19 protein-coding genes are annotated in these 22293 nt (G+C 69.9%); 11 read left to right on the top strand and 8 right to left on the bottom strand.

Annotation, left to right across the window (positions count from 1 at the left end):
- Positions 1 to 5: 5 nt before the first annotated feature.
- The 3 genes from FJV41_RS24275 to FJV41_RS24265 all read left to right on the top strand — a co-directional run bounded on the left by FJV41_RS24275 (position 6) and on the right by FJV41_RS24265 (position 5352).
- Positions 6 to 803: an EI24 domain-containing protein gene (locus FJV41_RS24275; RefSeq protein ID WP_246137382.1), complete on the top strand. Its 798-nt coding sequence runs from the start codon at positions 6 to 8 to the stop codon at positions 801 to 803.
- Positions 804 to 1021: 218 nt separating this feature from the next.
- Entirely contained in the window at positions 1022 to 4261 is a 3240-nt protein-coding gene (locus FJV41_RS24270; RefSeq protein ID WP_141644917.1) for an MXAN_5808 family serine peptidase, read from the top strand.
- A 170-nt stretch (positions 4262 to 4431) separates the two neighbouring features.
- A complete protein-coding gene (locus FJV41_RS24265; RefSeq protein ID WP_141644916.1) occupies positions 4432 to 5352 on the top strand; it encodes a hypothetical protein in 921 nt (306 codons plus the stop codon).
- 9 nt (positions 5353 to 5361) lie between these two features.
- Here the strand turns inward: FJV41_RS24265 and FJV41_RS24260 are convergent, their stop codons facing one another.
- On the bottom strand, positions 5362 to 6087 hold the full coding sequence (locus tag FJV41_RS24260) for a glycerophosphodiester phosphodiesterase (RefSeq protein WP_141644915.1): 726 nt from the start codon (positions 6085 to 6087) through the stop codon (positions 5362 to 5364).
- Between the two features lie 29 nt (positions 6088 to 6116).
- On the opposite strand from FJV41_RS24260, the gene FJV41_RS24255 reads away from it, so the two are divergent.
- Complete coding sequence (locus tag FJV41_RS24255; RefSeq protein WP_246137380.1) at positions 6117 to 6428, top strand: twin-arginine translocase TatA/TatE family subunit; 312 nt, start codon at positions 6117 to 6119, stop codon at positions 6426 to 6428.
- A gap of 27 nt (positions 6429 to 6455) precedes the next feature.
- Here FJV41_RS24255 and FJV41_RS24250 read toward each other — a convergent pair whose 3' ends face one another.
- Both FJV41_RS24250 and FJV41_RS24245 read right to left on the bottom strand, forming a co-directional pair.
- Complete coding sequence (locus FJV41_RS24250; protein WP_141644914.1) at positions 6456 to 7265, bottom strand: hypothetical protein; 810 nt, start codon at positions 7263 to 7265, stop codon at positions 6456 to 6458.
- 5 nt (positions 7266 to 7270) lie between these two features.
- Complete coding sequence (locus tag FJV41_RS24245; protein WP_141644913.1) at positions 7271 to 9967, bottom strand: zinc-ribbon domain-containing protein; 2697 nt, start codon at positions 9965 to 9967, stop codon at positions 7271 to 7273.
- Between the two features lie 162 nt (positions 9968 to 10129).
- On the opposite strand from FJV41_RS24245, the gene FJV41_RS24240 reads away from it, so the two are divergent.
- Positions 10130 to 10795 carry a polyhydroxyalkanoate synthesis regulator DNA-binding domain-containing protein gene (locus FJV41_RS24240; RefSeq protein WP_141644912.1) on the top strand — a complete coding sequence of 222 codons (666 nt, stop codon included), beginning with the start codon at positions 10130 to 10132 and terminating at the stop codon, positions 10793 to 10795.
- Here FJV41_RS24240 and FJV41_RS24235 read toward each other — a convergent pair.
- Both FJV41_RS24235 and FJV41_RS24230 read right to left on the bottom strand, forming a co-directional pair.
- Positions 10792 to 11595: a ParA family protein gene (locus FJV41_RS24235; RefSeq protein WP_141644911.1), complete on the bottom strand. Its 804-nt coding sequence runs from the start codon at positions 11593 to 11595 to the stop codon at positions 10792 to 10794. The two genes, FJV41_RS24240 and FJV41_RS24235, sit on opposite strands and share 4 nt — an antisense overlap.
- 33 nt (positions 11596 to 11628) lie before the next feature.
- The gene (locus tag FJV41_RS24230; protein WP_141644921.1) at positions 11629 to 11940 is read right to left on the bottom strand and encodes a hypothetical protein; all 312 of its coding nucleotides are present in this window, start codon (positions 11938 to 11940) and stop codon (positions 11629 to 11631) included.
- 165 nt (positions 11941 to 12105) lie between these two features.
- On the opposite strand from FJV41_RS24230, the gene FJV41_RS24225 reads away from it, so the two are divergent.
- The 4 genes from FJV41_RS24225 (at position 12106) to FJV41_RS24210 (ending at position 16703) form a co-directional block, all read left to right on the top strand.
- Positions 12106 to 13020, top strand: a complete 915-nt coding sequence (locus FJV41_RS24225) for an ArsA family ATPase (RefSeq protein WP_141644910.1) — start codon at positions 12106 to 12108, stop codon at positions 13018 to 13020.
- Positions 13017 to 14129 (top strand): ArsA family ATPase, encoded by a 1113-nt coding sequence (locus tag FJV41_RS24220; RefSeq protein WP_141644909.1) that lies wholly within the window; start codon positions 13017 to 13019, stop codon positions 14127 to 14129. Before FJV41_RS24225 ends, FJV41_RS24220 begins: the two co-directional genes overlap by 4 nt.
- A 182-nt stretch (positions 14130 to 14311) precedes the next feature.
- The gene (locus FJV41_RS24215) at positions 14312 to 15448 is read left to right on the top strand and encodes a tetratricopeptide repeat protein (RefSeq protein WP_141644920.1); all 1137 of its coding nucleotides are present in this window, start codon (positions 14312 to 14314) and stop codon (positions 15446 to 15448) included.
- A 61-nt stretch (positions 15449 to 15509) separates the two neighbouring features.
- Complete coding sequence (locus FJV41_RS24210) at positions 15510 to 16703, top strand: M48 family metalloprotease (RefSeq protein WP_141644908.1); 1194 nt, start codon at positions 15510 to 15512, stop codon at positions 16701 to 16703.
- 132 nt (positions 16704 to 16835) lie between these two features.
- Here the strand turns inward: FJV41_RS24210 and FJV41_RS24205 are convergent, their stop codons facing one another.
- A complete protein-coding gene (locus FJV41_RS24205; RefSeq protein WP_141644907.1) occupies positions 16836 to 17360 on the bottom strand; it encodes a tetratricopeptide repeat protein in 525 nt (174 codons plus the stop codon).
- A 6-nt stretch (positions 17361 to 17366) separates the two neighbouring features.
- Complete coding sequence (locus FJV41_RS24200) at positions 17367 to 18851, bottom strand: hypothetical protein (protein WP_141644906.1); 1485 nt, start codon at positions 18849 to 18851, stop codon at positions 17367 to 17369.
- Positions 18852 to 19043: 192 nt separating this feature from the next.
- Between FJV41_RS24200 and ruvX the strand changes: the two genes are divergently transcribed.
- A complete protein-coding gene (gene ruvX / locus FJV41_RS24195) occupies positions 19044 to 19514 on the top strand; it encodes a Holliday junction resolvase RuvX (protein WP_141644905.1) in 471 nt (156 codons plus the stop codon).
- Positions 19511 to 20572, top strand: coding sequence for an endolytic transglycosylase MltG (mltG, locus tag FJV41_RS24190; protein ID WP_141644904.1), 1062 nt, complete (start codon positions 19511 to 19513; stop codon positions 20570 to 20572). The genes ruvX and mltG overlap by 4 nt, the downstream gene beginning before the upstream one ends.
- Before the next feature lie 7 nt (positions 20573 to 20579).
- Here mltG and FJV41_RS24185 read toward each other — a convergent pair whose 3' ends face one another.
- Positions 20580 to 22163, bottom strand: a complete 1584-nt coding sequence (locus FJV41_RS24185) for an ArnT family glycosyltransferase (RefSeq protein ID WP_141644903.1) — start codon at positions 22161 to 22163, stop codon at positions 20580 to 20582.
- Between the last annotated feature and the right edge of the window lie 130 nt (positions 22164 to 22293).

Here is a 22293-nt window from a genome sequence, read left to right as displayed (position 1 = left end):
CCCCCATCCCTTCCATCTCCCCGCAGCCCCGCCTGGCCGACTTCTTCCAGGGGCTGGGCCTGCTCGGCCGGGCCTTCGGCCTCATCTTCCGCTCCCGGCGCCTCTTCGTCCTGTCCGCCCTGTGCGCCGCCGTCACCGCCGTCGCCCTGGTGGGGCTGGCCTGGCTCCTGTGGCACTACGCCCCGGGGGCCCTGGGCTCCCTCTGGACCCAGCCCGAGTCCTGGTATGGCCGGGGGGCCTGGTACACGGTGCTCGTCCTGTCCTGCCTCGTGCTGTGGGTGGTGGGCGCCAACATCGTCCCCCCGCTCCTGCTGGCCCCCCTCCAGGACCCCCTCTCCGAGGCCACCGAGGCCCTCTGTGGGGGAGGCGACGGCCCGCCCTTCACCCTGTCCAGCTTCGTGCGGGGCATCGTCACCGGGCTTGCACACACCCTGGCGCGGCTGTTCTTCCTGCTCGCCGGGCTGACGCTCCTCTTGCCGCTCCACCTCTTGCCCGGGGTGGGCAGCCTCTTGTGGACGGTGCTCGGTGCCCTGTGGACCATGACCTGGATGGCGGGCGAGTTCCTGGCGGCCCCCATGACGCGTCACCTCTACCCTTTCGCCGAGGTGAGGCGCATGCTCCGCCAGCGCCGGGCCCTCACCCTGGGCCTGGGAGCGGGCGTCTACCTGCTCCTCTGGGTTCCCATCCTGAATACCTTCTTCCTGCCCGTGGCCATCGTCGCCGGGACGCTCATGTACCGAGGGCTGCGCGAAGCGAACCTTCTGCCGCCTCCGCCCACGAGCAGCCAGGGGGCGCTGCCCTGAAATAAACGCCTCCACCGACTGTCGGTCCCTCCAAGGCGGGAACGCAGTGCCCGCCAGGGACGTTCTGCCTCTTCAGCGGAGAGTCGATGCCTTGAAGCACCAGAAAGCCGTGATTAGGCTTGCCCGGCCGCTTCAATGCCCAGCTACCGTTTCAAACGTTCGGATTTTCTAGGCATTTCACGCCACACCCCGGGGCGCCCACAAGCGCTCCAGCTTGGATGAATCACATGCCGCGTTTTCTCCGCCGCATCGCCGCTGTTGCCGTGCTCCTCGGCGCCTGGGCCCTCGTGGGCAGTCACCGGGCGCCGATTCCGCTGATGATGGGAGCGGCCGAGGCCGGGCAGGGACAAGGCACCTGGGATGGCAGCCTGCCCTCCGCCAAGGGCGAGAAGGCACCCCACGACCTCAACAGCCTTCGCGTGCTGACCAAGGTCATCCTCTACGTGAAGGAAAACTACGTCGACCCCAAGCGCATCAAGCCGAAGGAGATGATGATCTCCTCGCTCGAGTACGTGGAGAAGAGCGTTCCGGACGTGCTGGTGGACGGCAACCCGGAGACGGGCAAGCTGGCCGTCAACGTCAACGGCAAGACGCGTGAGTTCGACATCGGGCATGTCGACTCGCTGTGGAAGATGTCCTTCGCCCTCAAGGACGTGTTCGACTTCCTGTCGAAGAACATGCGTCCCATCGAGGACACGCGCGACATCGAGTACGCGGCCGTCAACGGCATGCTGTCCACGTTGGACCCGCACTCGGTGCTGCTGCGCCCGGAGCTGTACCGGGAGATGAAGCTGTCCACCAAGGGTGAGTTCGGCGGCCTGGGCTTCGTCATCCAGATGCGCGAGGGCAACCTCACCGTCGTCAAGGTGCTGCCCAAGACGCCCGCGCACCGCGCCGGCATCCAGAAGGACGACCGCATCAAGAAGATTGGCGAGGAGTCCACCGTCAACATGGACCTCAACGAGGCCGTGTCCAAGCTGCGCGGCCCGGTGGACAGCCGCATCATCATCACCGTGGAGCGCGACGGCTGGGACAAGCCCCGCGTGATGACGCTGGCCCGCGCGATGATTTCCATCGAGAGCGTCCAGCACAAGATGCTCTCCGGCAACGTGGGCTACATCCGCCTGAAGAACTTCCAGGGCAACACCACGCGGGATTTGGAGTCGGCGCTGGGTGAGCTGCGCAAGCAGGCGGACGCCAAGGGCGGCTTCAAGGGCCTGGTGCTGGACATGCGTGGCAACCCGGGCGGCCTCCTTGAGCAGGCCATCCAGGTGTCCGACACGTTCCTGTCCAACGGCACCATCGTCGCGACGGTGGGCCTGTCGGACAAGCTGCGCGAGGAGAAGCGCGCGCGTCCCACCGAGGGCGAGGACACCTATCCCATCGCGGTGCTCGTCAACGCGGGCAGCGCCTCCGCGTCGGAAATCGTGGCGGGCGCGCTGAAGAACCTCAACCGCGCGGTCATCATCGGCCGGCAGACGTTCGGCAAGGGCAGCGTCCAGGTGCTGTACGACTTCCCGGATGACAGCGCGCTGAAGCTGACCATCGCCAAGTACCTGACGCCCGGCGACGTCTCCATCCAGGAAGTGGGCATCGTCCCGGACATCCAGTTGGTGCCCACTCGCGTCACCGACGAGCGCGTGGACGTGTTCGCGTCGCGCCGCTCCATGGGGGAGGCGGACCTGGATCAGCACTTCGGCAACCCGGACTCGGCCACCGTCGCCAAGAAGCGCGAGGACGTGTTGGACCGCGAGAAGCCGCGCGAGAGCCTCAAGTACCTGAAGGTGGACCCCAAGCAGCAGGAGAAGCTGGCGGTCGCCGCGAAGGAGGAGCCCAAGAACCCCAAGGCCGTCGCCGCGAGCAAGGACGGGGACAAGAAGCCGCATGGGGAGAACGACCCGCTGCTCGACGTGGCGGGCCAGGGCGAGGACCTGGACGACCAGCTGGACGCGGAGTCGCAGGAGGAGATCAAGGAGGACTTCGAGGTGCAGTTCGCGCGGGACTACGTGCTGAAGGCCCCGGCGGCCACCCGTCAGCAGCAGCTGCAGCAGGGCAAGGCCTTCATCGAGCAGAAGCGCCGTGAAGAGGAGACCCGCATCAACGCCGCCATCGCCGCGCTGGGTGTGGACTGGAGCGCGGGTCCCACGCCGAAGAACGTGCAGCTGACGGGCACGCTGACGCCGACGCCGGACACCAAGATTCACGCTGGCGAGCTCTTGGAGATGGTGGTGACGGCGGAGAACAAGGGCGCCGAGCCGCTCAAGCGCGTGCGCGCCTGGACGGAGAGCGACAACGCCTTCCTGGACCGCCGCGAGTTCCTCTTCGGCGCGCTCAACCCGGGCGAGAAGAAGTCCTGGAAGGTGAAGGTCCGGCTGCCCAAGGACCTGACCAGCCGCCGCGACGACGTGACGGTGCGCTTCTTCGATGACCAGGGCGCGCTGCCGGAGACGCGCGTGTCGGAGCTGAACTTCGCGGAGCTGCCGCGGCCGTCCTTCGCCTTCAACTGGCAGGTCGTCGATGACTGCGCCAGCTGCAACGGCGACGGCACGGTGCAGCGGGGCGAGTCGGTGGCGGTGCTGCTGGACGTGACGAACGTCGGCCCCGGCGTCGCGATGGATTCCTTCACGCAGATCAAGAATGGCGGGGACGCGAACATCTTCATCGAAAAGGGCCGCTTCAAGCTGGGCGAGCTGAAGGCCGGCGAGACGAAGACGGCGCGGTTCCAGGTGGAGGTGAAGAAGGGCTACAAGGGCGACACCTTCCCGCTGAAGCTGGCCATCATCGACGAGCCGCTGGAGGAGTTCGTCATGGAGAAGATGGAGCTGCCCGTGAAGGACGCTCCGGTGGCGACGCTCGAGGCCAAGAAGGGCTCGGTGCGCGTGGCGGAGAAGACGGAGTTCTTGGGCTCGCCCGTGGAAGGGGGCCGCACGGTGGCGAAGCTGAACGCGGCCGCGGTGCTGCCGGTGGAGGCCGCGAACAAGGGCTTCTTCCGCGTGGAGCTGGAGAAGAACCGCTTCGCCTTCGTGCGCGCCCAGGATGCCCGCGAGGTGAAGACGGGCAAGCCCGTGCAGCCGAAGCTTGCGTGGACGACGACGCGGCGCCCGCCGGACATCAAGCTGGACGCGGACCCGTCCGCGGGCGGCCTGGTCGCCAACGGGGAGAAGTTCACCCTGTCCGGCGTGGTGACGGACCCCAACGGCCTGTTGGACGTCTACGTGCTGGTCAACGACCAGAAGGTCTACTTCAAGGGCGTGGACCCGAAGGGTGGCGAGCCGAACACCCTGAAATTCTCCACCGAGTTCACCCTGAAGGAAGGCAACAACAATGTGCTGGTGGTGGCGCGGGAGAGCACCGACTTCGCCAGCCGCCGCACCCTGGTCATCCGCCGCCGTCCGGCCGAAGTCGCCCAGAAGGTCACGGGCCAGAGCCCCGGCGGGGTGAAGCCGCAGCCGCAGTAGGCGTCTGACGACACTCGGCGCCGCCTTCCGGGCGGCCCTTCCGGTGGGTTCTCCTCACGAGACTCGTCGGAAGGGCCGCCCGTTTTGTTGACGCTCCTCGCGGGCTGGCGTTAGCGTCCGCCGCTGTGGGGCGCCCCCGGCCGGCGGGTTCCCGGGAGGCGGTGACTCGAATGCGGACGTTCAGTCGGTGGCTCGCCCTGGCGGCGTGTGTCTCGGGAGCGACCGCATACGCGGACGACAACGATTTGCGCATCGCCGACTTCGGAGATCCGAAGGCGATGCAGGGCGGAGCACTCACCAACGCCGCCGCGAACGCGAACTTCCGCGCCTTCGCCCGCGTCATGGGCGCCGCCATCACCTCGGCGAACCTGATGCCACCGGAGACGACGGGGCACTCGGCCTGGGCCGTCAACGCGGAGCTGTCCGTGGTGTCGCTGCCGGACAGCGTGCGCATCCCCACGGAGAACCCGGAGCAGCCCTCCACGGTGCTCATCCCCTCCTTCCACGTGCGCAAGGGCCTGCCCTTCTCGCTGGAGCTGGGCGGGCGCGTGGGCTGGGTGGAGAAGAGCAGCCAGGTGGTGGCCACCGGCGAGGTGAAGTGGGCCGTCAACGAGGGCTTCACGTGGCTGCCGGACGTGGGCCTGCGCGGACACGTGACGAAGCTGTTCGGCGCCCGGGACTTGAGCCTGACGGTGATGGGCCTGGACATCGGCGTGGGCAAGCAGTTCCCCCTGGGCGGCATGGTGACGCTGACGCCTTACGGAGGCCTGGACCTGGGCTTCGTCGGGGCCACCACGAGCCGCCTCGACTTCGACCCCTCGCGCAGCTACGAGGACTCCACCGTGGGCGACTCGCGCGGTGCGCTGACGGGCACGGACAACTACGCCAAGGTGTCCTTCGGCGACAACGTGAACCAGCGCATCTACGGCGGCGTGCGCTTCATCGGCGGCGTGCTGCAACTGGGCGCGGAGCTGTCGCTCACGCGCACGGGCAGCGTCGAGACGCCTCGCGCGGACAATCCGAACGCGCTGGAGGACCGGGGTCTTCCGGCGGTGTTCGCCTTCAGCACCACGCTCGGCCTGGACTTCTAGGCACGGCGGTCAGGCCGCGGCGCGCAGGGCCTCTCGCAGCGCGCCGGGCCGGTTGGTGATGAGGTAGCTGACCCCCATCTGCTCCAGCGCGCGGGCCCTCGCGGCGTCGTCCACCGTCCAGGTGGCCACCCGCAGCCCCGCGGCGCGCCAGGTGGCGACCCGCTCCGGAGTGCAGTCCTCGTAGTAGGGGTGCACCGAGTGGGACGAGACGAGCGGGCTCACCGCGTACGCGTGCACGCCCCAGCGCCGGTCCGGGTCGATGAGGTAGCCCCGCCGCAGCTCGGGCGCGACGGCGAGGAGGCGGAAGAGGCACAGCGGGTTGAAGCTGGAGACGACCACGCGCTCGGCCAGTCCCCGGCGGCGCACCAGGTCCGCCACCTTCTGGGAGAGCCCGTCGTCGTCGAACCGGTCGCACTTCAGCTCGATGTTGACGATGAGCTGCGGCGGCAGCGCGTCCAGCACATCCTCCAGCAGGGGGATGCGCGCCGGAGCGAAGCCCAGTGACGTCCCCACGTCGGCGCGTTGCAGCTTCCACCAGGGCGTGTGGCGCACCTCCCAGGGAAGCCGCGCCAGCCGCTCCAGCCGCTCATCGTGGCAGACCACCACCTCGCCCGAGCCGCACACCATGGCGTCCAGCTCCACGCCGTCGGCCCCCTGCCGGGCGGCCTCGGCGAAGGCTTCCAGGGTGTTCTCGGGGGCGTCAGCCGAGGCGCCTCGGTGGGCAAGCAGGAGCATGGGCCGCAGTGTGCGATGGAAGCCGGTCCGTGCGCAGCAGAAGAGCGGACGGGCGTCCACGGGTGGACGCGCGGCTTGCCTCCCCTGCTCCTTTGCTGCACTGTGCCCTCATCATGTTGGGCCTCGGCCTCGGAGAAATCATCGTCCTCGGCTTCATCCTGCTGGTGGTCTTCTCGGCCGCCCGGATGGGTCAGCTTGGCAACGCGGTGGGCAAGTTCGTCTACTCGTTCCGCAAGGCGTCCAAGGGCGAGGACCTGGTCGACGCGAAGTCGCTGCCGTCCTCGCGCCGGGGCTCCACCGACGCCGAGTACAGCGAGCACGACTCACCTCGCCGCCGCTAGTCCGCTCGTCCCCTCTTCCATTCCCGTTCAGTCGTGGGTGTGACGGGCTCCGCGTGGGGGCTCGGGCGATTCCTCGCTCGTGAGTCGCTGCGCCGCGGGACCTTCCGTCAGCAGTCGCGCGGCCTGCTCCCTCAGGGACAGGTGCAGCCCGGTGCTCGACGTGAGCTCGCGCAAGTCACTGGTGTTGAGCAGGGGGACGATTTTCGCGCCGATTTCAGGGGGCAGGTACGGGTTGAAGACGAGCGCGCGGCGCACCGCATGGCGCACGGACCAGCGGGCGGACCTCCAGATTTCCACCAAGGGCTCGGGGCGGGCCGGACGGCGGGCGGCGATGCGCACCACCAGGTCCTCGGTCAGTCGCGGATTGATGAGGACGTTGCGCAGCACGGACGGGTTGCTGACGGTGGCCAGGCGCGACAGCGTGTCCGGGTCCCTGGTGAGCCGGGCCTGCTGCTTGAGGTGACCGAGCGACTGGGAGAAGGCGTTGGCGTCAGCCCGCGCGGCGGCATCCGGGTTCATCTCGCGCTTCGCCGGGCCCTGGGAGAACAGGTCCGCCACCGAGTCGAGCGCCTGCACGTGCGCGAGCCTGCGCAGCTCGGTGACGTGGGGAATGTGCTCCGCCTCCTGCTCCAGCGCGGCCAGGAAGTCGGACAGCACGCAGGTGGCGGGCTCCCAGCCGTGACGCGAGAGGGAGATGAGGTGACCCACCAGCTCATTCGCGTCGAACGGGTCACCGCGCGACAGCTCCCTCGCGGCGGCCTTGCGGCGCACCTCGGCCCCGCCACCCAGCGCGTGGAGGAACCTGGCGACGTTGCGTGCGTCGTCCACTGAGGGCATGGCGCTTACTCCGTGGGCGCGGCCTGGACGGGTGCCTGAGGCGGCGCGGCCTCCGTCGGTGCGGGAGCGGCCTCGGCGGGTGGCGGGACGGCCTCCACGGTGACTTCGAGCCGGAAGCTCCCGAGGGCCGCCGGATACTCGTGGAACACGAGGAGGAAGGGCACGCGGGCCCCAGGCGCAACGGACACGGCGCCCGCGTCCAGGCGCTTGCGCAGCGCTTGAGCCGCCTCCGCGTTGCCCACGGCGTGGAGTTCCTCGGGAGTCGCCACCAGCCCCGCGAGCCCCTCGACGGAGCGCACGCGCTGGTCGCCATCGAAGAGCGCGCCTCGCACGCGGATGTGGGTCGCGGACGCGGTCCGGTTCTCCGCGTCGCCCCGGATGAAGAAGAGCGGGCGCCCCGCCTGCGTCTCGAACAGGCCGTTGGAGACGTCGAGCGCCACCAGCGGCTTGGGGGCGGGGACGACGAGGGCGCGCAGGTTCTCGGGCGACAGCACCGACAGGTCCAGTCGACCTTCGCTCAGATAGACGCTGCCCACCGCGCCCAGTCCCACCACGAGCGCCGCGGCCACCATGAGGTTGACGAGCAGCGCCGTCACCTTGCGCGCGCGGCTCGGCGGCCGGGCCTGGGGAATGCCGACGTCTTCCGGCCGGGCCGTGGGCTTGGCCACGGAGACCACGGGCGCGGCGGACATCTGCGGGTCCAGTTCGAGCACCTCGCGCTGCCCCACTCCCGCCCCGCCAATGCGGCCGAGCGTGACTCCTCCGAAGTCCAGGCCCTCTTCCGGGGGAGGAACGTCGTCAAGGAGCGAACCCGTCGAGTGCGCCTGGGAGTCATCGAGCCCGAGCGCGCCCTGGGACGAAGTGCCGAACAGCGCGGCGCGCCCGGTGTCGGAGGGCTGCAGGCCCGCGTGCTCACCGAAGTCGCCGTCCGAGGAGAGGTCGAACAGGTCCTGGGCACCCGCGGGCGGCGCCGAGGGTGACTCGAAGCCCGCCCCGGCGGCCGGGTGCGGAGGACGGCCGGGCATCGTCGCGTCGCCCAGGTCGAGCGCACCAAACGGGTCCGCGCCCCCCGGAGCCGACTGGAGCGGAGGGCGGCCGGGCATCGTCGCGTCGCCGAGGTCGAGCGCACCAAACGGGTCCGGGCCCCCCGGAGCCGACTGGAGCGGAGGACGGCCGGGCACCGTCGCGTCTTCAGGCCCGGAGAACAGCGCCGCACGGGCCGACGGAGCAGCCCCCTGATGCGGAGGCCGTCCCGCCTGCGTCGCGTCGTCGGGCCCGGTGAAGGAGGCTCCCGGCTGGGCAGCGCGCGCTGGAGGCGCGGTGAGGGGAGCTCCCGCCAAGACCGCACGCGGCGCGGACGCGCCGACAGATGCTCCCGTCGGGGCGGCAGGTGGCACGGACGCGGCAACGGGTGCTCCCGCCGGTGCCGAGCGTGGCGCCGCGACAGGTGCTCCCGCCGAGGCCGCACGTGGCGCCGCGACAGCAGCTCCCGCCGGAGCAGCATGTGGCGCGGAGCCACCCGCCGAGGGCGCACGTGCTCCCGACGGAGCCCCCGCGCCACCGCGCGCGGCCGGGGCACTCGGCGGCGCCCCGCGTGAAGCAGGTGCCACCGGCGAGAACGACGGCTGTCCCGCCATCGTCGAGTCGTCGATGTCGATGGACGCGAACGGGTCGTCCTCCACGCTGGGAGGAGCGGACGCGACGGGCGCGACCTGGGCGGGCGGACTGCCCACCATCGTCGAGTCGTCGATGTCGATGGACGCGAACGGGTCGTCATCCACGGCGGGCGGCGCGGGAGGAGCCGCTCGCGAGCCGGGAGCCGACGGGCGTCGGTCGGCGATGCTGGGCCCCGTCACGGGCGCGGGCAGCGCGTCGAATGGATCCTGCGCGCCCCCGGGCATCGGGGCGGAGAGGAAGTCAGCGAACGGGTCGTCCGCGTCGGGCGCCGGGGGCGAAGCGCTGCCCGCGAGAGTCCCCGAACCGGGCGGCGGCGGGGGAACGGCTCCCCCACCCTGGCGCAATGCGGCGGGCGGAGGGGGCGGCGGCATGGCGCGAGCCGCCATCCCACCCGGTGGCGCGCTCCGAGGGGAGGCAACTCCCGGCCCGGCCCGCGGGGAACTGGGGGCAAAGCCCGGCAAGGGCACTGCGCCAGCCGGCATCGGCGCGCCATCCTCGACAGGAGGGGGCACCGCGCCGCCGTACAGCCCCGTCGAAGTGTCGACAGGTGGACGAATGGCTTCGGGCGGTGCGGGCAGGGGCACGGCGCCCCCGTTGCGCGCCGCGGCGACACCCGGCGAGCCCGAAGCCTGGAGCGGAGGCCGCGGCATCGGACCGATGCGCGTGGGCTCGCGGAAGACTCCGTCCTCCGTATCGAGTTCCCCGTCCATGCTGTTCCAGGAGGGGTTCTCGGACGAGGACGGCGAGCCCGACAGAGCGCGCGTGGCCGCGACGCCCTGGGCGAAGAAGCCAGGGCGCGTGACTTCCACGCCCTTGGGGTCGGGAGCGACACCGAACTCGGCGAAGGGGTCGGCCTGCCCGGCCGAGGAGGGAGGCGAGGACGCACCGGCATCCTCCCCGCCAGGTTCGCGGGTGACGCGGAACGTGTTCTGACATTTGGTGCAGCGGACCTTGACCCCCTTATCGGTCACCTTCTCGTCGGGGATCTTGAACCGCGTCTGGCACCGCGCGCACTTGACGATCATTCAGGCCTGGGGCGGGGACGAGTATAGGGCCACCGGGCGAGTACGGCGAGTCGGGTTCTCGCTGCTTGCTCGCCTCCAACCCCTCTGGTACGAGGTTCGCCCCTGCGAGACTCAGACATGGAAGCTGGCTTTGAGTCGAGCCCAAAAGGGGCGGAGAGACCGATGAGCGAGGCCGAGCAAGCAGGCGCTCCGAGCAAGGAGCCGAAGATCATCAAGCGGTACACGAACCGAAAACTCTACGACACCGTGGAGAGCAGGTACGTGACGCTGGATGAGATCGCCGCGATGATCAAGGAGGGCACCGAGGTGCGGATTGTCGATAACCGCACGAAAGAAGACCTGACCTCGGTCACCCTCGCGCAGATCATCTTCGAGGAGGAGAAGAAGAAGAACCAGATGCCGCTGTCGGTGCTCCGGGAAATCATCCGTCACCCTGGCGAGTCCATCTCTGGTTTCATCCAGAAGGAGGTCACTCCCCGCGTCGCCTCCATCCGAGAGGAAGCGGAATCCCGTCTCGACAAGCTCCTGCGTCGCGAGGAAGCCGCCAAGGCGGGCATCCCCGAGGCCGCCGCCACCACCGAGGAGCCCCTGCAGGCCGCTGACTCGGCTGCCGCCGGTGGCCTGTCTCCCGCCGACCTGCTCAAGGCCAGCCAGCGCGCCTTCGAGGACTGGCAGCGGAAGATCGACGAGCGCGTCAAGCACGTCGTCGAGAACCTGACCGGCAACCTCCCCGCCCTGGGCCGCGACATGCAGTCGCTCACCCAGCGTCTGGAGGAGCTGGAGAAGAAGCTCGAGCAGTTCGAGCAGCAGAAGAAGCAGGAACCCTAGTCGGCTCGCGCCGCCCGCTTCCGTTTCCGGGGAGCGGGCCCACCGTGGATTTCCGCGGCGATGGCCGACAGCATCCGCGCCCCTCGGCTCCGGGGCGCGTACTCGAAGATGGTCTTCCCGTGGCTCTGCGCCTCGTCCACCTTGACGTCGTAGCCCAGGGGCGTGGTGGCCAGTGAGTCCGGGAAGTACGCCCGGAGCCGCTCCAGAATCGCCGTGGCCAGGGCCGTCTTCCGATACAGCGTGGGCACCACCTTGGTGACGCTCAGCTCCGGACGTCCCTCGGCTTCGCCCACCTGCCGCACCGTGTCCGCCACCTCCGCGCAGCCGTCCAGCGCCAGGTACGTCAGCGCCACGGGCACCACCACCTCCGTGGCGGCGACGAGGATGTTGCGCGTCGTGAGCCCCATGGACGGCGGCGAGTCGAAGACGACGGCGTCGTAGCCCGCCTCCCGAGCCGCCTCCAGCCGGTCCGCCAGCCGGTGGGCCCGGCGAGCGTCCGCCGCCACCACCACGGGGAAGTCCGCCATCTCCTTGTACGCGGGCAGCACATCCAGCCCGGGCACGGCCGAAGGGCGCACCACGTCCTCGAGGCGGACCGTGTCGTCGGTCAACAGGTGGAAGACGTTGCGAGAAAGCGTGCGCACGTCCAGGCCGAGCGCCTTGCCGGCGTGCCCCTGGGTATCCAGGTCCACCAGCAGCACCCGCAAGTCCCGCTCCTTCGCGAGCCACGCGGCGGTGTTCACCGCCAGCGTCGTCTTGCAGGTGCCGCCCTTCTCGTTGATGAAGGCGATGCGCCGCATGGGCCTTGGACTCCCCGGCTCGGGTCCGGGTGCTTACTTCTTCGACGACGGCGCCTTCTGCGCCACCAGGGTGTCCACCTTGCTCTCCACCGACGCGAGCAGCCGCTCCAGGTCATCCACCTTCGCGCGCAGCTGCTCCAGGTCCGCGGTGGACGGCAGGTTCATCGCCGACAGGGCCGAGCGCAGGGCGCTGTCCAACGTGCCCTTCGCCGCCAGCGAGCGCGACACCAGCGTCTGCACCGTCGCCACGAACTTCTCGTTCGACAGGAGCTGCTGCGCCAGCTTGCCGACGCGCTCCTCGCCCGTCTCGACGAGCTTCTTCATCATCGGGTTGTTCTTGAGCATGGGAATCAGGAGCTTCACCCGCGCGGGAGACACCCGCCAACAGGACGTCGGGAAAAAGACGCCGCACTCTGCGAGGGGGCAACGCGACGTGTCAAGCAGGGCAACACCCCTTGGCCAAACGCGTTGACTCCTGGAGACACGATTCCTACGGTTCGCCGCTCTCTTATGGCAGGGCTCCTGGACAAGCGGTTGTGGGTCGTCTCCGGCAAGGGCGGCGTGGGCAAGAGCACGGTTGCCGCGGCGCTCGCCCTTCGCTCGGCGCGCGCGGGGCGAAGGACGTTGGTGTGCGAGGTGAATACGCAGGAGCGCATCAGTCGCTTCCTGGAGCACCCCGCCGCCGGCCCCGAAGTCACCTTGTTGGAAGAGAACCTCTGGGCGGTGGACGTGCGTCCGCAGGAGGCCATGCGCGAGTACGGCCTCATGGTGCTGCGCTTCGAGGCCCTCTACAAAACGGTCTTCGAGAACCGGCTGGTGCGCTACTTCCTGCGCTTCATCCCGTCCCTGCAGGAGCTCGTCCTGCTGGGGAAGATCATGTACCACCTGCAGGAGAAGCTCCCCGACGGCAGGTGGCGCTTCGACACCATCGTCCTGGACGCGCCGGCCACCGGTCACGCCATCTCCTTCCTCAGCGTGCCGCACGTGCTCGTGCAGACGGTGCCTCAGGGGCCCATGTCCCGCGAGGCGCAGAAGATGCGAGACCTGCTGGTGGACCCGTCGGTGACGGCGGCGGTGCTGGTGGCGCTCCCGGAGGAGATGCCGGTGAACGAGGCGCTGGAGCTGCACGCGGCGCTCAAGGACAAGGTGCATATCCGCACGCACGCGGCGGTGCTCAACCAGTCCATCCCGGAGCGCTTCACGGAGGCGGACCTGGAAGCGCTGGTGGGCCACCCCGAGCTGCACCGGGTGGCGCAAGCGAACCATGACCGCGCGTCGCTGACGGTGCTCGCGGGCACCAAACTGGAGCGCAACCTTCACGCGCCGGTGTTCACCGTCCCCCGGCTGTACCTCCCCACCTTCGGTCGGGATGCGATTGAACAGGTCATGGGCCACCTCGAAGCACTGGTGATGGGGGAGAAGTGAGCACGACGGCCCTCGGTCCCGCGCTCTCCAAGAAGCGCGTCCTCATCTGCGTCGGCTCCGGCGGTGTCGGCAAGACGACAGTCGCGGCCACCCTGGCCCTGCGCGCGGCGGTGGACGGCCGCGGCAGCCTGGTGTGCACCATCGACCCGGCGAAGCGCCTGGCCAACTCGCTGGGCCTGTCCGCCCTGGGCAACGCGGAGACGCAGGTGCCGTCCTCCGCGCTGGAGCCGCTGGGCGTGACGGCCCGCGCGCCCCTCCACGCGATGATGCTGGACATGAAGCAGACGTGGGATGACCTCATCACCCGCGTCGCGCCTCCCGACCAGCGCGAGCGCATCCTCGCCAACCGCTTCTACCAGTCGCTCTCCACGGCCCTGGCGGGCAGCCAGGAATACATCGCCATGGAGAAGGTGTGGGAGCTGCGCCGCAAGGGCGAGTACGAGCTCGTCGTGCTGGACACGCCGCCCACGGCCCACGCCCTGGACTTCCTCGACGCGCCCAACCGCGTCCTCGACTTCCTGGACAACGAGGCGGCGAAGTGGCTGCTGGCCCCCGCGCTGAAGGCAGGCAAGTTCGGCCTGTCGCTGTTCAACCGCAGCGGCTACGTGCTGCGCGCGCTGTCCAAGTTCACCGGGACGGAGATGCTCCAGGAGCTGTCCAGCTTCATGCTGTCGCTGTCCGGCATGAACGAGGGCTTCCGCGAGCGCGCGCGCGGCGTGCGAGCCCTTCTGGAGGACGCCACCACGGGCTTCGTGCTGGTGACGAGCCCGCATCCGGAGCGCATGGATGAGGCCATCCACTTCAACACCCTGTTGAAGCAGCACCGGATGGAGGTGGTGGCGCTGGTGGTGAATCGCGTCCACCCGCTGCCCACCGAGGCCATGTGGGCGGATGCCGCCACGCTGACGCCCACCCGGCGCGCCAAGGTGGAGGAGACGCTGCGCGAACTCCAGGTCCTGGCCGAGCAGGATGGACGCGGCATCGCCCAGCTCCAGGCCGCCTGCCCGGGCATCCCCCTGATTCAGGTGCCGCGCTTCGGACTGGACGTACACGACATCACCAGCCTGTGGCAGACGGGCCGCTACCTGCTCGGCGACGACACCTTCTGAGGCCCGGGCCGAGCACCCGGCCAGGCCCGCCCGGGAGGCGGCCAGCCGGGGCGGCACGAAACAGGGGGACGCATTAAACTGGGCGCGCCCACCTGAGCGGTGGGAACTCCGAGGGACGGTGCGTTGTCCTGAGGCGGCAAGGCCAGGAGGCGCATTCCGTGACGGGAAGCGAGCGGACGTACATGTCGGTCAGCCGTTGGTGGTGGGTAGTGGCCCTGGGGCTGGGCGTCACCGGATGTCGGACGACGGGCAGCGCCGCGCGTCCGGAGGCCTCCGAGTCAGGACCGAAGCAGGAGCTCCAGTTCGACGCCGTGACGGTGACGGCGGACCTGGAGCTGGACAAGCTCAACGACGAGGAACTCTTCGCCGGGGGGACGTCGGCCTTCGCGGCCAACGACTTCAAGCAGGCGGCGCGCTACTTCGGCCGGTTGGCGGACTTCCACCCCAACAGCCAGCACCGTCGCTCGTCTCTCTACAACGCGGGCCTCGCCCACCAGCGCCTCAAGGAGTGGGAGGAGGCGTGGCACCGCTTCTCCGAGCTGGCGGACCCGGCCAAAGGCCAGGGTGACGCGCTGGACGCGTCCTTCCGCGTGGCGGAGACGCAGTACCACCTGGAGCGCTACGACGAGGCCATCGCGGTGTTGACCACCATCGCCGCGCGCGAGGACCTCCCGGCCAATCGCCGAATCGAAGCCCGGGTGCAGCAGGGCGTCTGCGAGCTGGAGGCGGGCCGCACCGACGCCGCGGAAGCCACGCTGCGCAAGGCCATCTCGTCCTACGAGGCCCTGGCCGACAAGGACGAGGTGGACGACTACTTCCCCGCGCAGGCGCACTTCTTCATGGGGGAGCTGTACCGGCTGCACTACGAGAACGTGAAGCTGGACCCGGCCAAGGGCGCCGACAAGCTCGCCGAGGACCTCAACTACAAGGCGGAACTCCTCCTGTCCGCGCAAGGGCATTACCTGCGCTCCATCCGCGTGGGCAACGGCTACTGGGCCACCGCCGCGGGCTCGCAGATTGGCGCGCTGTACGAGGACCTCTACGCGCAGATGGTGAGCTCACCGGCGCCCTCGGAGCTCAACGCCGAGGAGTCCGTCGTCTACCGACAGGAGCTGCGGAAGAAGATTCGCGTGCTGCTCACCAAGTCCATCAACATCTACGAGCGCACCCTGGAGACGGCCGAACGCATCGGCTCGCAGAGCGCCTTCGTGGACCGCACGCGGGAGAGCCTCGCCAAGGTGAAGGCCCTGCTCCTGGCGGACGCGGAAGGGGAGCCCGTCCCCGCCCCACCCGCCTCCGAGCTGGAGCCCCATACGTAGACCGGTGGACCACCCCTGGCTGGGCAGCCAGGGGCCGCGCGGCGTAGCCTGGGGACTTCGCATGGAGCCCCTCTTCACGCCCGAGCAACTGGCGGAGATTCACGCCTACCACCTGCCCTACTACGTCCGGGCCGCGGTGGACCCCTTCGCGCGGCTGGCCCTGCTGGCGCTGCTCCTGGGCGTGCTCGTCCACCCCTTCTTCCGCATGGCCACGGCGGCCGCGGCCGGCATGGAGCGCAGGCTCGGCTTCTTGCGCACCGCCCCCGTCAGCCGCGCCTTCTTTCGCGCCATGGACCGGCTGTGGGGTGAGTCGGGCTGGGGCGCGGCCGTCCTCTTCGCCTTGATGACGGACCTGTTCGTGAAGCTCGTCTACGCGCCGGTGGACATCTGGTTCGCGTACTCGCTGGAGCACCAGCACGGCATGTCCAACTACACCCCGGCCGCCTTCGCCCGGGACATGCTCAAGGGCCACCTGCTGGGGGCGCTCGCCATCGCGGCGCTCGTCATCGGCCTGTACGGCCTGGCCCGTCGCACGCGCCACTGGTGGTGGATTCTGGGCGTGCCCGTCGCCCTGCTCCTGCTCGTCTCCTCCGCGCTGGACCCGTATCGGGGGCGCCTCTACTTCGACCAGCACCCCCTTCCCGCGGGCCCCTTGCGCACGCGGATGACGGAGCTGATGACCCAGGCGGACATCGCCTTCTCCGACGTGCTGGTGGAGAAGACCTCCATCGCCTCGCGACGGCTCCAGGCGTACTTCGCGGGCCAGGGCCCCACGCGCACCATCGTCCTCAACGACATCATCCTGCAGGAGCTCACCGAGGACGAGGTGCTCGCCGCCGTGGCCCACGAGGCGGGCCATGTGCATGAGCCGAAGTGGCCCGGCCGCATCGCCTCCTCGCTGGCCCTGGTGGCGCTCCTCTTCGCCATCGACCGACTCCTGCGCGCCGCCTCCACGCGAGGCTGGTTTGGCACCACGCGCTTCGCGGACATCCGCACCCTCCCCCTGCTCTCCCTGCTCCTGTCCGGCGTCCTCCTCGTCGGCGGCCCCATCGCCGGGGCCTTCTCTCGCGAGCGCGAGCGCGAGGCGGACCGCTACGCCCTGCGCCTCACCCACGACGTCGACGCGTTCCGCCGCATGCTGGTGAAGGCCGCCCGCGTGAACAAGATGGACCCCGCGCCCCCCCGCTGGGTCGTCCTCAAGGGACAGAGCCATCCCCCCATTGGCGAGCGGCTCGCCGACCTGCCTCAACCCTGACGCGACCCGAAAAAGCGGCCGGCAGGTGGGCTCCCCCATTTCCCGTTCCCTCTCCACACGAGCCCACCCGCCGACAGCCGCCGCCGGGCCACTCCCCCGAGCGCCGGCGGCACCACACCCCCCCGTGCCCAGCTACGGCTGCTGGGCGTCCTGCTTCAGCTTCTCCACCGCCACCAGGGTGATGGCCTTCACCAGCGCCCTCGCCCGGCGGCCCGCCGCCGTCTCGCCGTGCGGGTCCACCTCCACGGCGTTGGAGAGGTCCGTGAACCCCTGCCGCTCCCCCTTGCGCAGGTACAACTCCCCCCGATTCGCCAGCGCCACCGGATGCGCGGCATCCCTCGCCAGCGCCGCGCTGTACTCCGCGATGGCTTCCTCCAGCCTCCCGAGCTTCTGGTACACGGTGCCCAGCGCCGCGCGAGCCCCCGCGTCCCTCGGGTTCCCCGCCACCAGGCCCTCGAAGAGGATGCGCGCCTCCTCCAACCGCCCCGCCGCGGCCAGGTCACACCCCACCTGCGCAATCGCCTTCGCCTCCTCGAAGGTCATCCCCTCCACCTCCGCCCACGTCGCCTCGCCCCGCGCGAAGGACTTCATCCGCTGCACCGCGCCGCTCTCCATCCGCATCGCCTCAGCCCCTTCGTGTTTGATGACGCGTCCCATGGCTCCTCAGGCCCCGCGCAGGTTGGAGATGGCCGTCTTCGCCATCTCGTTGAACTTCGCGGACATGTTGCTCATCAGGTCGAACATGGACTTGCGCTTCTCCAGCAGTCGCTGAAGCCGCAGCTCCAGTTCGCGCATGTTCCCGTCGAGCGTCGCCGCCTTCTTCTTGTCCGCGTCCGACGTGCCCAGCGACGCGCGGTCCTCCCCCGCGCTCGCCATGCTTTCCATGACCTGGAGAATCTCCGCGTCCGTCTCCGTGGAGATGGAGCCGAGGATGGCCTGCACCTTGTCCTCGATGCTCATGTTCGGGTTGTCGACGATGGAGCGCGCGCTCGAGCCCTTCGACGGGGACGTCGTCATCTTCGAGCCGCCCGACTGCGCCAGCTCCGCCTTCACATCCAGCAACCCGATGATGCCGTCGCGGCCGTCGATGCCCGCCGCCATCTCCAACCGGTCGAAGTACAGCGGGTTGTCCTTGAAGAACTGCGCGGCCTTCTTCAGCGTCGAGGACGCTGCGGGGCTCAAGAGCAGCGCCGCCATGTCCTCGCGCGTAACGCGGTCATCCTTCGTTCCCGCCGCCGTGTCGAACGTGCCCCAGTTGTCGCGCAGCACCGCCACCGCCTCGAGGTACTCGCGAAAATCCGGGTCCTTCGACGTGGGCGGCTTGCCACCGCCACCCACCGGGCCCGTTCCTCCACCCGTGCCCGGTGACGAAGTGCCCGGCGATGGGCCTCCCGTGGACGGAGGACGCGTGCCCGGTGAAGGAGTGCCCGGCGATGGGCCTCCCGTGGTGGGAGGGCGCGTGCCCGGCGTCCCCGTCGAGGGCGGACACGTCTCCGGCTCGGGCTTCGGCGTCCGAGGGCGCTCCGGTCGTCCGTAGCGAGCGAACTCCTCGCCCACGCGCTTCAGCTCCGAGCGCACTCCCGACAGCTTGATGCGGTCGTCGTTGTACAGCCGCCCCACCACCGGCATGAACCGCGCGAGCAGCCCGCTCGAATCCACCCGCTCGAACAACGCCGCGTTCTCCGTCAGGAAGCGGGCCGCGCTTCGCAACTGCGGGGACAGGCTCGCGTCGTTGGCCGCGCGCCGCAGTTCGTCCTTCGACAGCGAGCCGGACTTCTTTCCATCCGCGAGGTCCAGCTGGTCGAAGTTCGCCTCGAGCACCTTCAGCGCGTCCTCGTAATCCAGCATCTTCGGGTCCAGCGCGCTGGTGCCCGTGGGAAGGATTGCCGCATAGCCCTCCGTCTTCGCCGCCGCTCCCCCCGAAGCCGACGCGTACTCCGTCTTCGCGGGCGGGTTCTTCTTCAAGTCCTCCGCCACCCCCACCACGCCGCTCGCCGCCAACAACACGTTGCCCGTCGCGACGCCCGCCGCCGTCTTGATGGAGTTGGAAACCAGGGGCGGCAATCCCCCCGCGTCACCCGCCCCATTCATCGCCGTGCCCTCCGGGCTGGCCAGCAGGTTCGTCGCGCCCTTCAGAAAGTCCACCATGAGCCCTCCCGCGCGGCGTGTTGGAAGCCGTGCCGTGCGATGGGCCGTCGGGTTTGCAGAGAGGATGCCGCCTGACGGCTCGCACGTCGTCGCAGCGAATTCCGTCGGTTAGCCTCACTGACAGGCAAGGCGCGTCCCCGACGTCGGACGGAGCGGTCCGCGACGGAGGATTGCGGTTATGGTCCCCGGCACATGCGCACCTTCGGTTTGGACTTCGGAACCAAGACCATCGGCGTGGCCGTCTCGGATGGCCTGGGTCTCACCGCCCAGGGCGTCACCACCATCCGACGAACCTCGCTCAAGGCGGACCTCGCCGCCCTCGGCGCCCTGGCGCGCGAGCACGAGGTGGACCGCATGGTCATCGGACTGCCCCTCAACATGGACGGCTCCGAGGGCCCGCGCGCGGAGGCCTCGCGCAAGTTCGGGGACGCCGTGGCCCAGTCCCTCGGTGTCCAGGTGGAGCTGTGTGACGAGCGCCTGTCCACCGTGGCCGCCACCCGCACGCTCCTGGAAGCCGACGTCAGCCGAGCCCGCCGCAAGGAGGTCATCGACCAGGTGGCCGCGCAGTTCATCCTCCAGGGCTGGCTGGACGCCCGCCGCCCCCCGGAGACGGCCCTGCACGCGGATGACTACGACGACTACGACTCGGAACCCTCGGAGTGAAGAAGGCCCTGGTCGCCGTGCTCGCGCTCGCCGTCCTCGCGGCGGCGGGCGTGGGAGGCTGGTACTTCCAGCAAGCGCGCCACCTCGACGACTTCGCCGACACGCCCTCCGCGCTGCCCGCGCCCGTGACGGTGGACGTTGCTCCTGGCACGGGGCCTCGCGCGCTCGCCCGGCTCCTGGCGGCCCGAGGCGTGGTGCCGGACGAGGAGCGGACCTATCGCTACCTGCGACAGGAGGGATTCGGGCCCCGACTGAAGGCCGGTGAGTACGAATTCCAGGGCCCCATCACCCCGGCCCAGGTCCTGGAGAGAATCGTCACCGGTCAGGTGAAGTTGCACCGTTTCACCGTGCCGGAGGGACTGCGGGCGGAGGAGATCCTCCCCCTGCTCGCGGCGTCCGGGCTCGGCCTCAACCTCCAGAAGCTCGAAGCGCTCGTCGCCGATGCGGCCTTCCTGAGAGAGGCAGGCGTGCCGGCGAAGTCCATCGAGGGCTTCCTCTTCCCGGACACGTACACCTTTTCCAAGGGCGTAGGCGAAGAGGCCGTGCTTGGGAAGATGGTGGCGCGAGCGCTGGAGGAATACCGGAAGGCGGACGCGGCGAGGCAGCCGGGCGTGAAGCTGAGCCTGCTGCAGACCTTCACGCTCGCCTCCATCGTGGAGAAGGAGACGGGAGCGCCCGAGGAGCGTCCGCGCATCGCCTGCGTCTTCCACAACCGACTCCGCAAGGGCATGCGCCTGGAGACGGACCCCACGGTGCTCTACGCCATGCGCCTCTTGCGCGGCGTCTTCACGAAGAACCTCACCCGCGCGGACCTCCAGACGCCGCACCCGTACAACACGTACAGGGTGTCGGGCCTGCCTCCGGGCCCCATCGCCAGCCCGGGCGCCGCGGCGCTCCAGGCCGCGCTCGCGCCCATGGCCTGCGAGGACCTCTTCTTCGTGTCACGCAACGACGGCACGCACCTCTTCTGCCCCACCTACGCCTGCCACCAGGCGCTCGTGAAGCAGTGGCAGGTGGAGTTCTTCCGCAAGCAGCAAGCAGCGCCCCGCAAGCCCTGAGGCCCCCCTACTCGCGGCGCCGGTACACGTGCAGCGGCGCGATGAACCCCTCGACCTCCTCGTAGCCGACGCCATCCAGCGTCAGCGTGCGCCCCTCCAGCTTCACGCCGGGGTCCTTCACCAGCGAGCCCTGGTCGAAGCGCACCAACACCTCCGGCCGAGCCTCCGCCAGCCGCTTGCGGAAGGTGTCCCAGCGCACGCGGGCGATGCGCTCCTCGGGCAGCCCGGAGAAGAAGGCCACCTGCAGGTCCATGTAGCTGGGGTCGTCGTCGAGGGCCACCGCGCCCCCCTTCGCCGCCACCTGCTCCTTCACGAAGTCCGCCACCCGCATCACCGGCACCGGGTTGGTCGACGTGGGACTCACCGGCCGCAAGGAATCCTGCAGCCGCCCCTCCGCGTGGAAGGTGAACAGGCCCATGGCCACCGGCAGCGCCACCGCGAGCACCGCCGTCACGCCCACCACCGCCTTGCGCAGCCCCTCGCCCTTGCTGCCCACCAGCGCCGCGAAGCCGAAGGCCACGAACACCGGCAGCACCACCAGCTGCGTCACCGTGAAGCGCCCCAGCGGCACGAAGTTCAACAGCACCACCGCGCGGAACGTGAAGTACGCGGTGGGCACCACCGCCGCCGCCACCAGCCAGCGCGTGTCCGGCCGCGCCTTCCACGCCTTCACCATGCCCACCATGCCCAGCAACGCCACGCCCGGCGACAGGGTGAGCAGCGCCACCCCGGGCCAGAAGAACAGCTGTTGCACCCGCCACCCGATGGCGGCCCCCGAGCCCGCCGAGGACAGCACCCAGTTGCGATGGAAGTCCTCCACCGCCTTCACGGGGAAGAACGGATCGCCATGCATCAGCTCGTTGCCCTGCATCCACAGCAGGGGGAACGGGAGGCACGCCAGCCCGAAGCCCACCGCGCGCGTCAACGCCGCCACCTTGTCCTGGCTGCTGAAGACCAACGCCACGCAGAGCAGCGGGATGTACATCCACGCGTCGTAGCGCAGCGCGCAGGCGAGGTTGAGCATCAGCGCGGCCTGGAACAGCGGCGCGAAGCGGTTCTCGTCCACCGCTTCCGCGTACAGCGCGAAGGCGGCCAGCATGAAGAACAGCGACACCGCCTCGCTGCCCGCCGTGGTGGAGAACTGCAGATGCATGCCCCAGGCGGCGAAGGCCAGCCCGGCCACCACGCCCTCGCGCCAGCCGAACAGCCGCCGCGTCAGCGCGAACAGCGGCACCACCGACAGCACGCCGAACAGCAGGCTCACCACGCGCCCCGCCACCTCCCTGTCGAACACCGACAGGGCCACGCCCACCAGGTACAGGTGCAGCGGACCGAACTGGTACGCGCCATCCCCGTACGCGGTGATGAGGTGCGGCTCGCGCAGCCAGCGCTCCGCCAGCTCCGTGCGCACCACCGCGTCGCCGTAGAGATTCTCGTTGAGGAAGAACACCACCAGCCGCGGCAACAGGGCCACCACCAGCAGAATCCCCAGAAGCCAGCGCGTGCTCGGCTCGTGCGCGGGGGTGGGGACCGCCGCGAGGCTCGGCACGGGGGACGAAGGGTGGGAGACAGGAGTAGGTGCGGTCGCCATGACGCGCGGCAGGATACGCAGGCACGGCACAAAGCCAAGCTGGCGACCCCCGCTTCCGCCACCCTCGCCCTCCCAGCGACTTCACCCTCAGCGAAGCCCGCCCCGAAACGCCCGGAGCCTCACCGCGCGT

Source organism: Myxococcus llanfairpwllgwyngyllgogerychwyrndrobwllllantysiliogogogochensis (assembly GCF_006636215.1).
Taxonomy (GTDB): Bacteria; Myxococcota; Myxococcia; order Myxococcales; family Myxococcaceae; genus Myxococcus; species Myxococcus llanfairpwllgwyngyllgogerychwyrndrobwllllantysiliogogogochensis.
The sequence above is the reverse complement of the archived record's forward strand: the minus strand, read 5'-3'. Positions and strand labels throughout refer to the sequence as shown.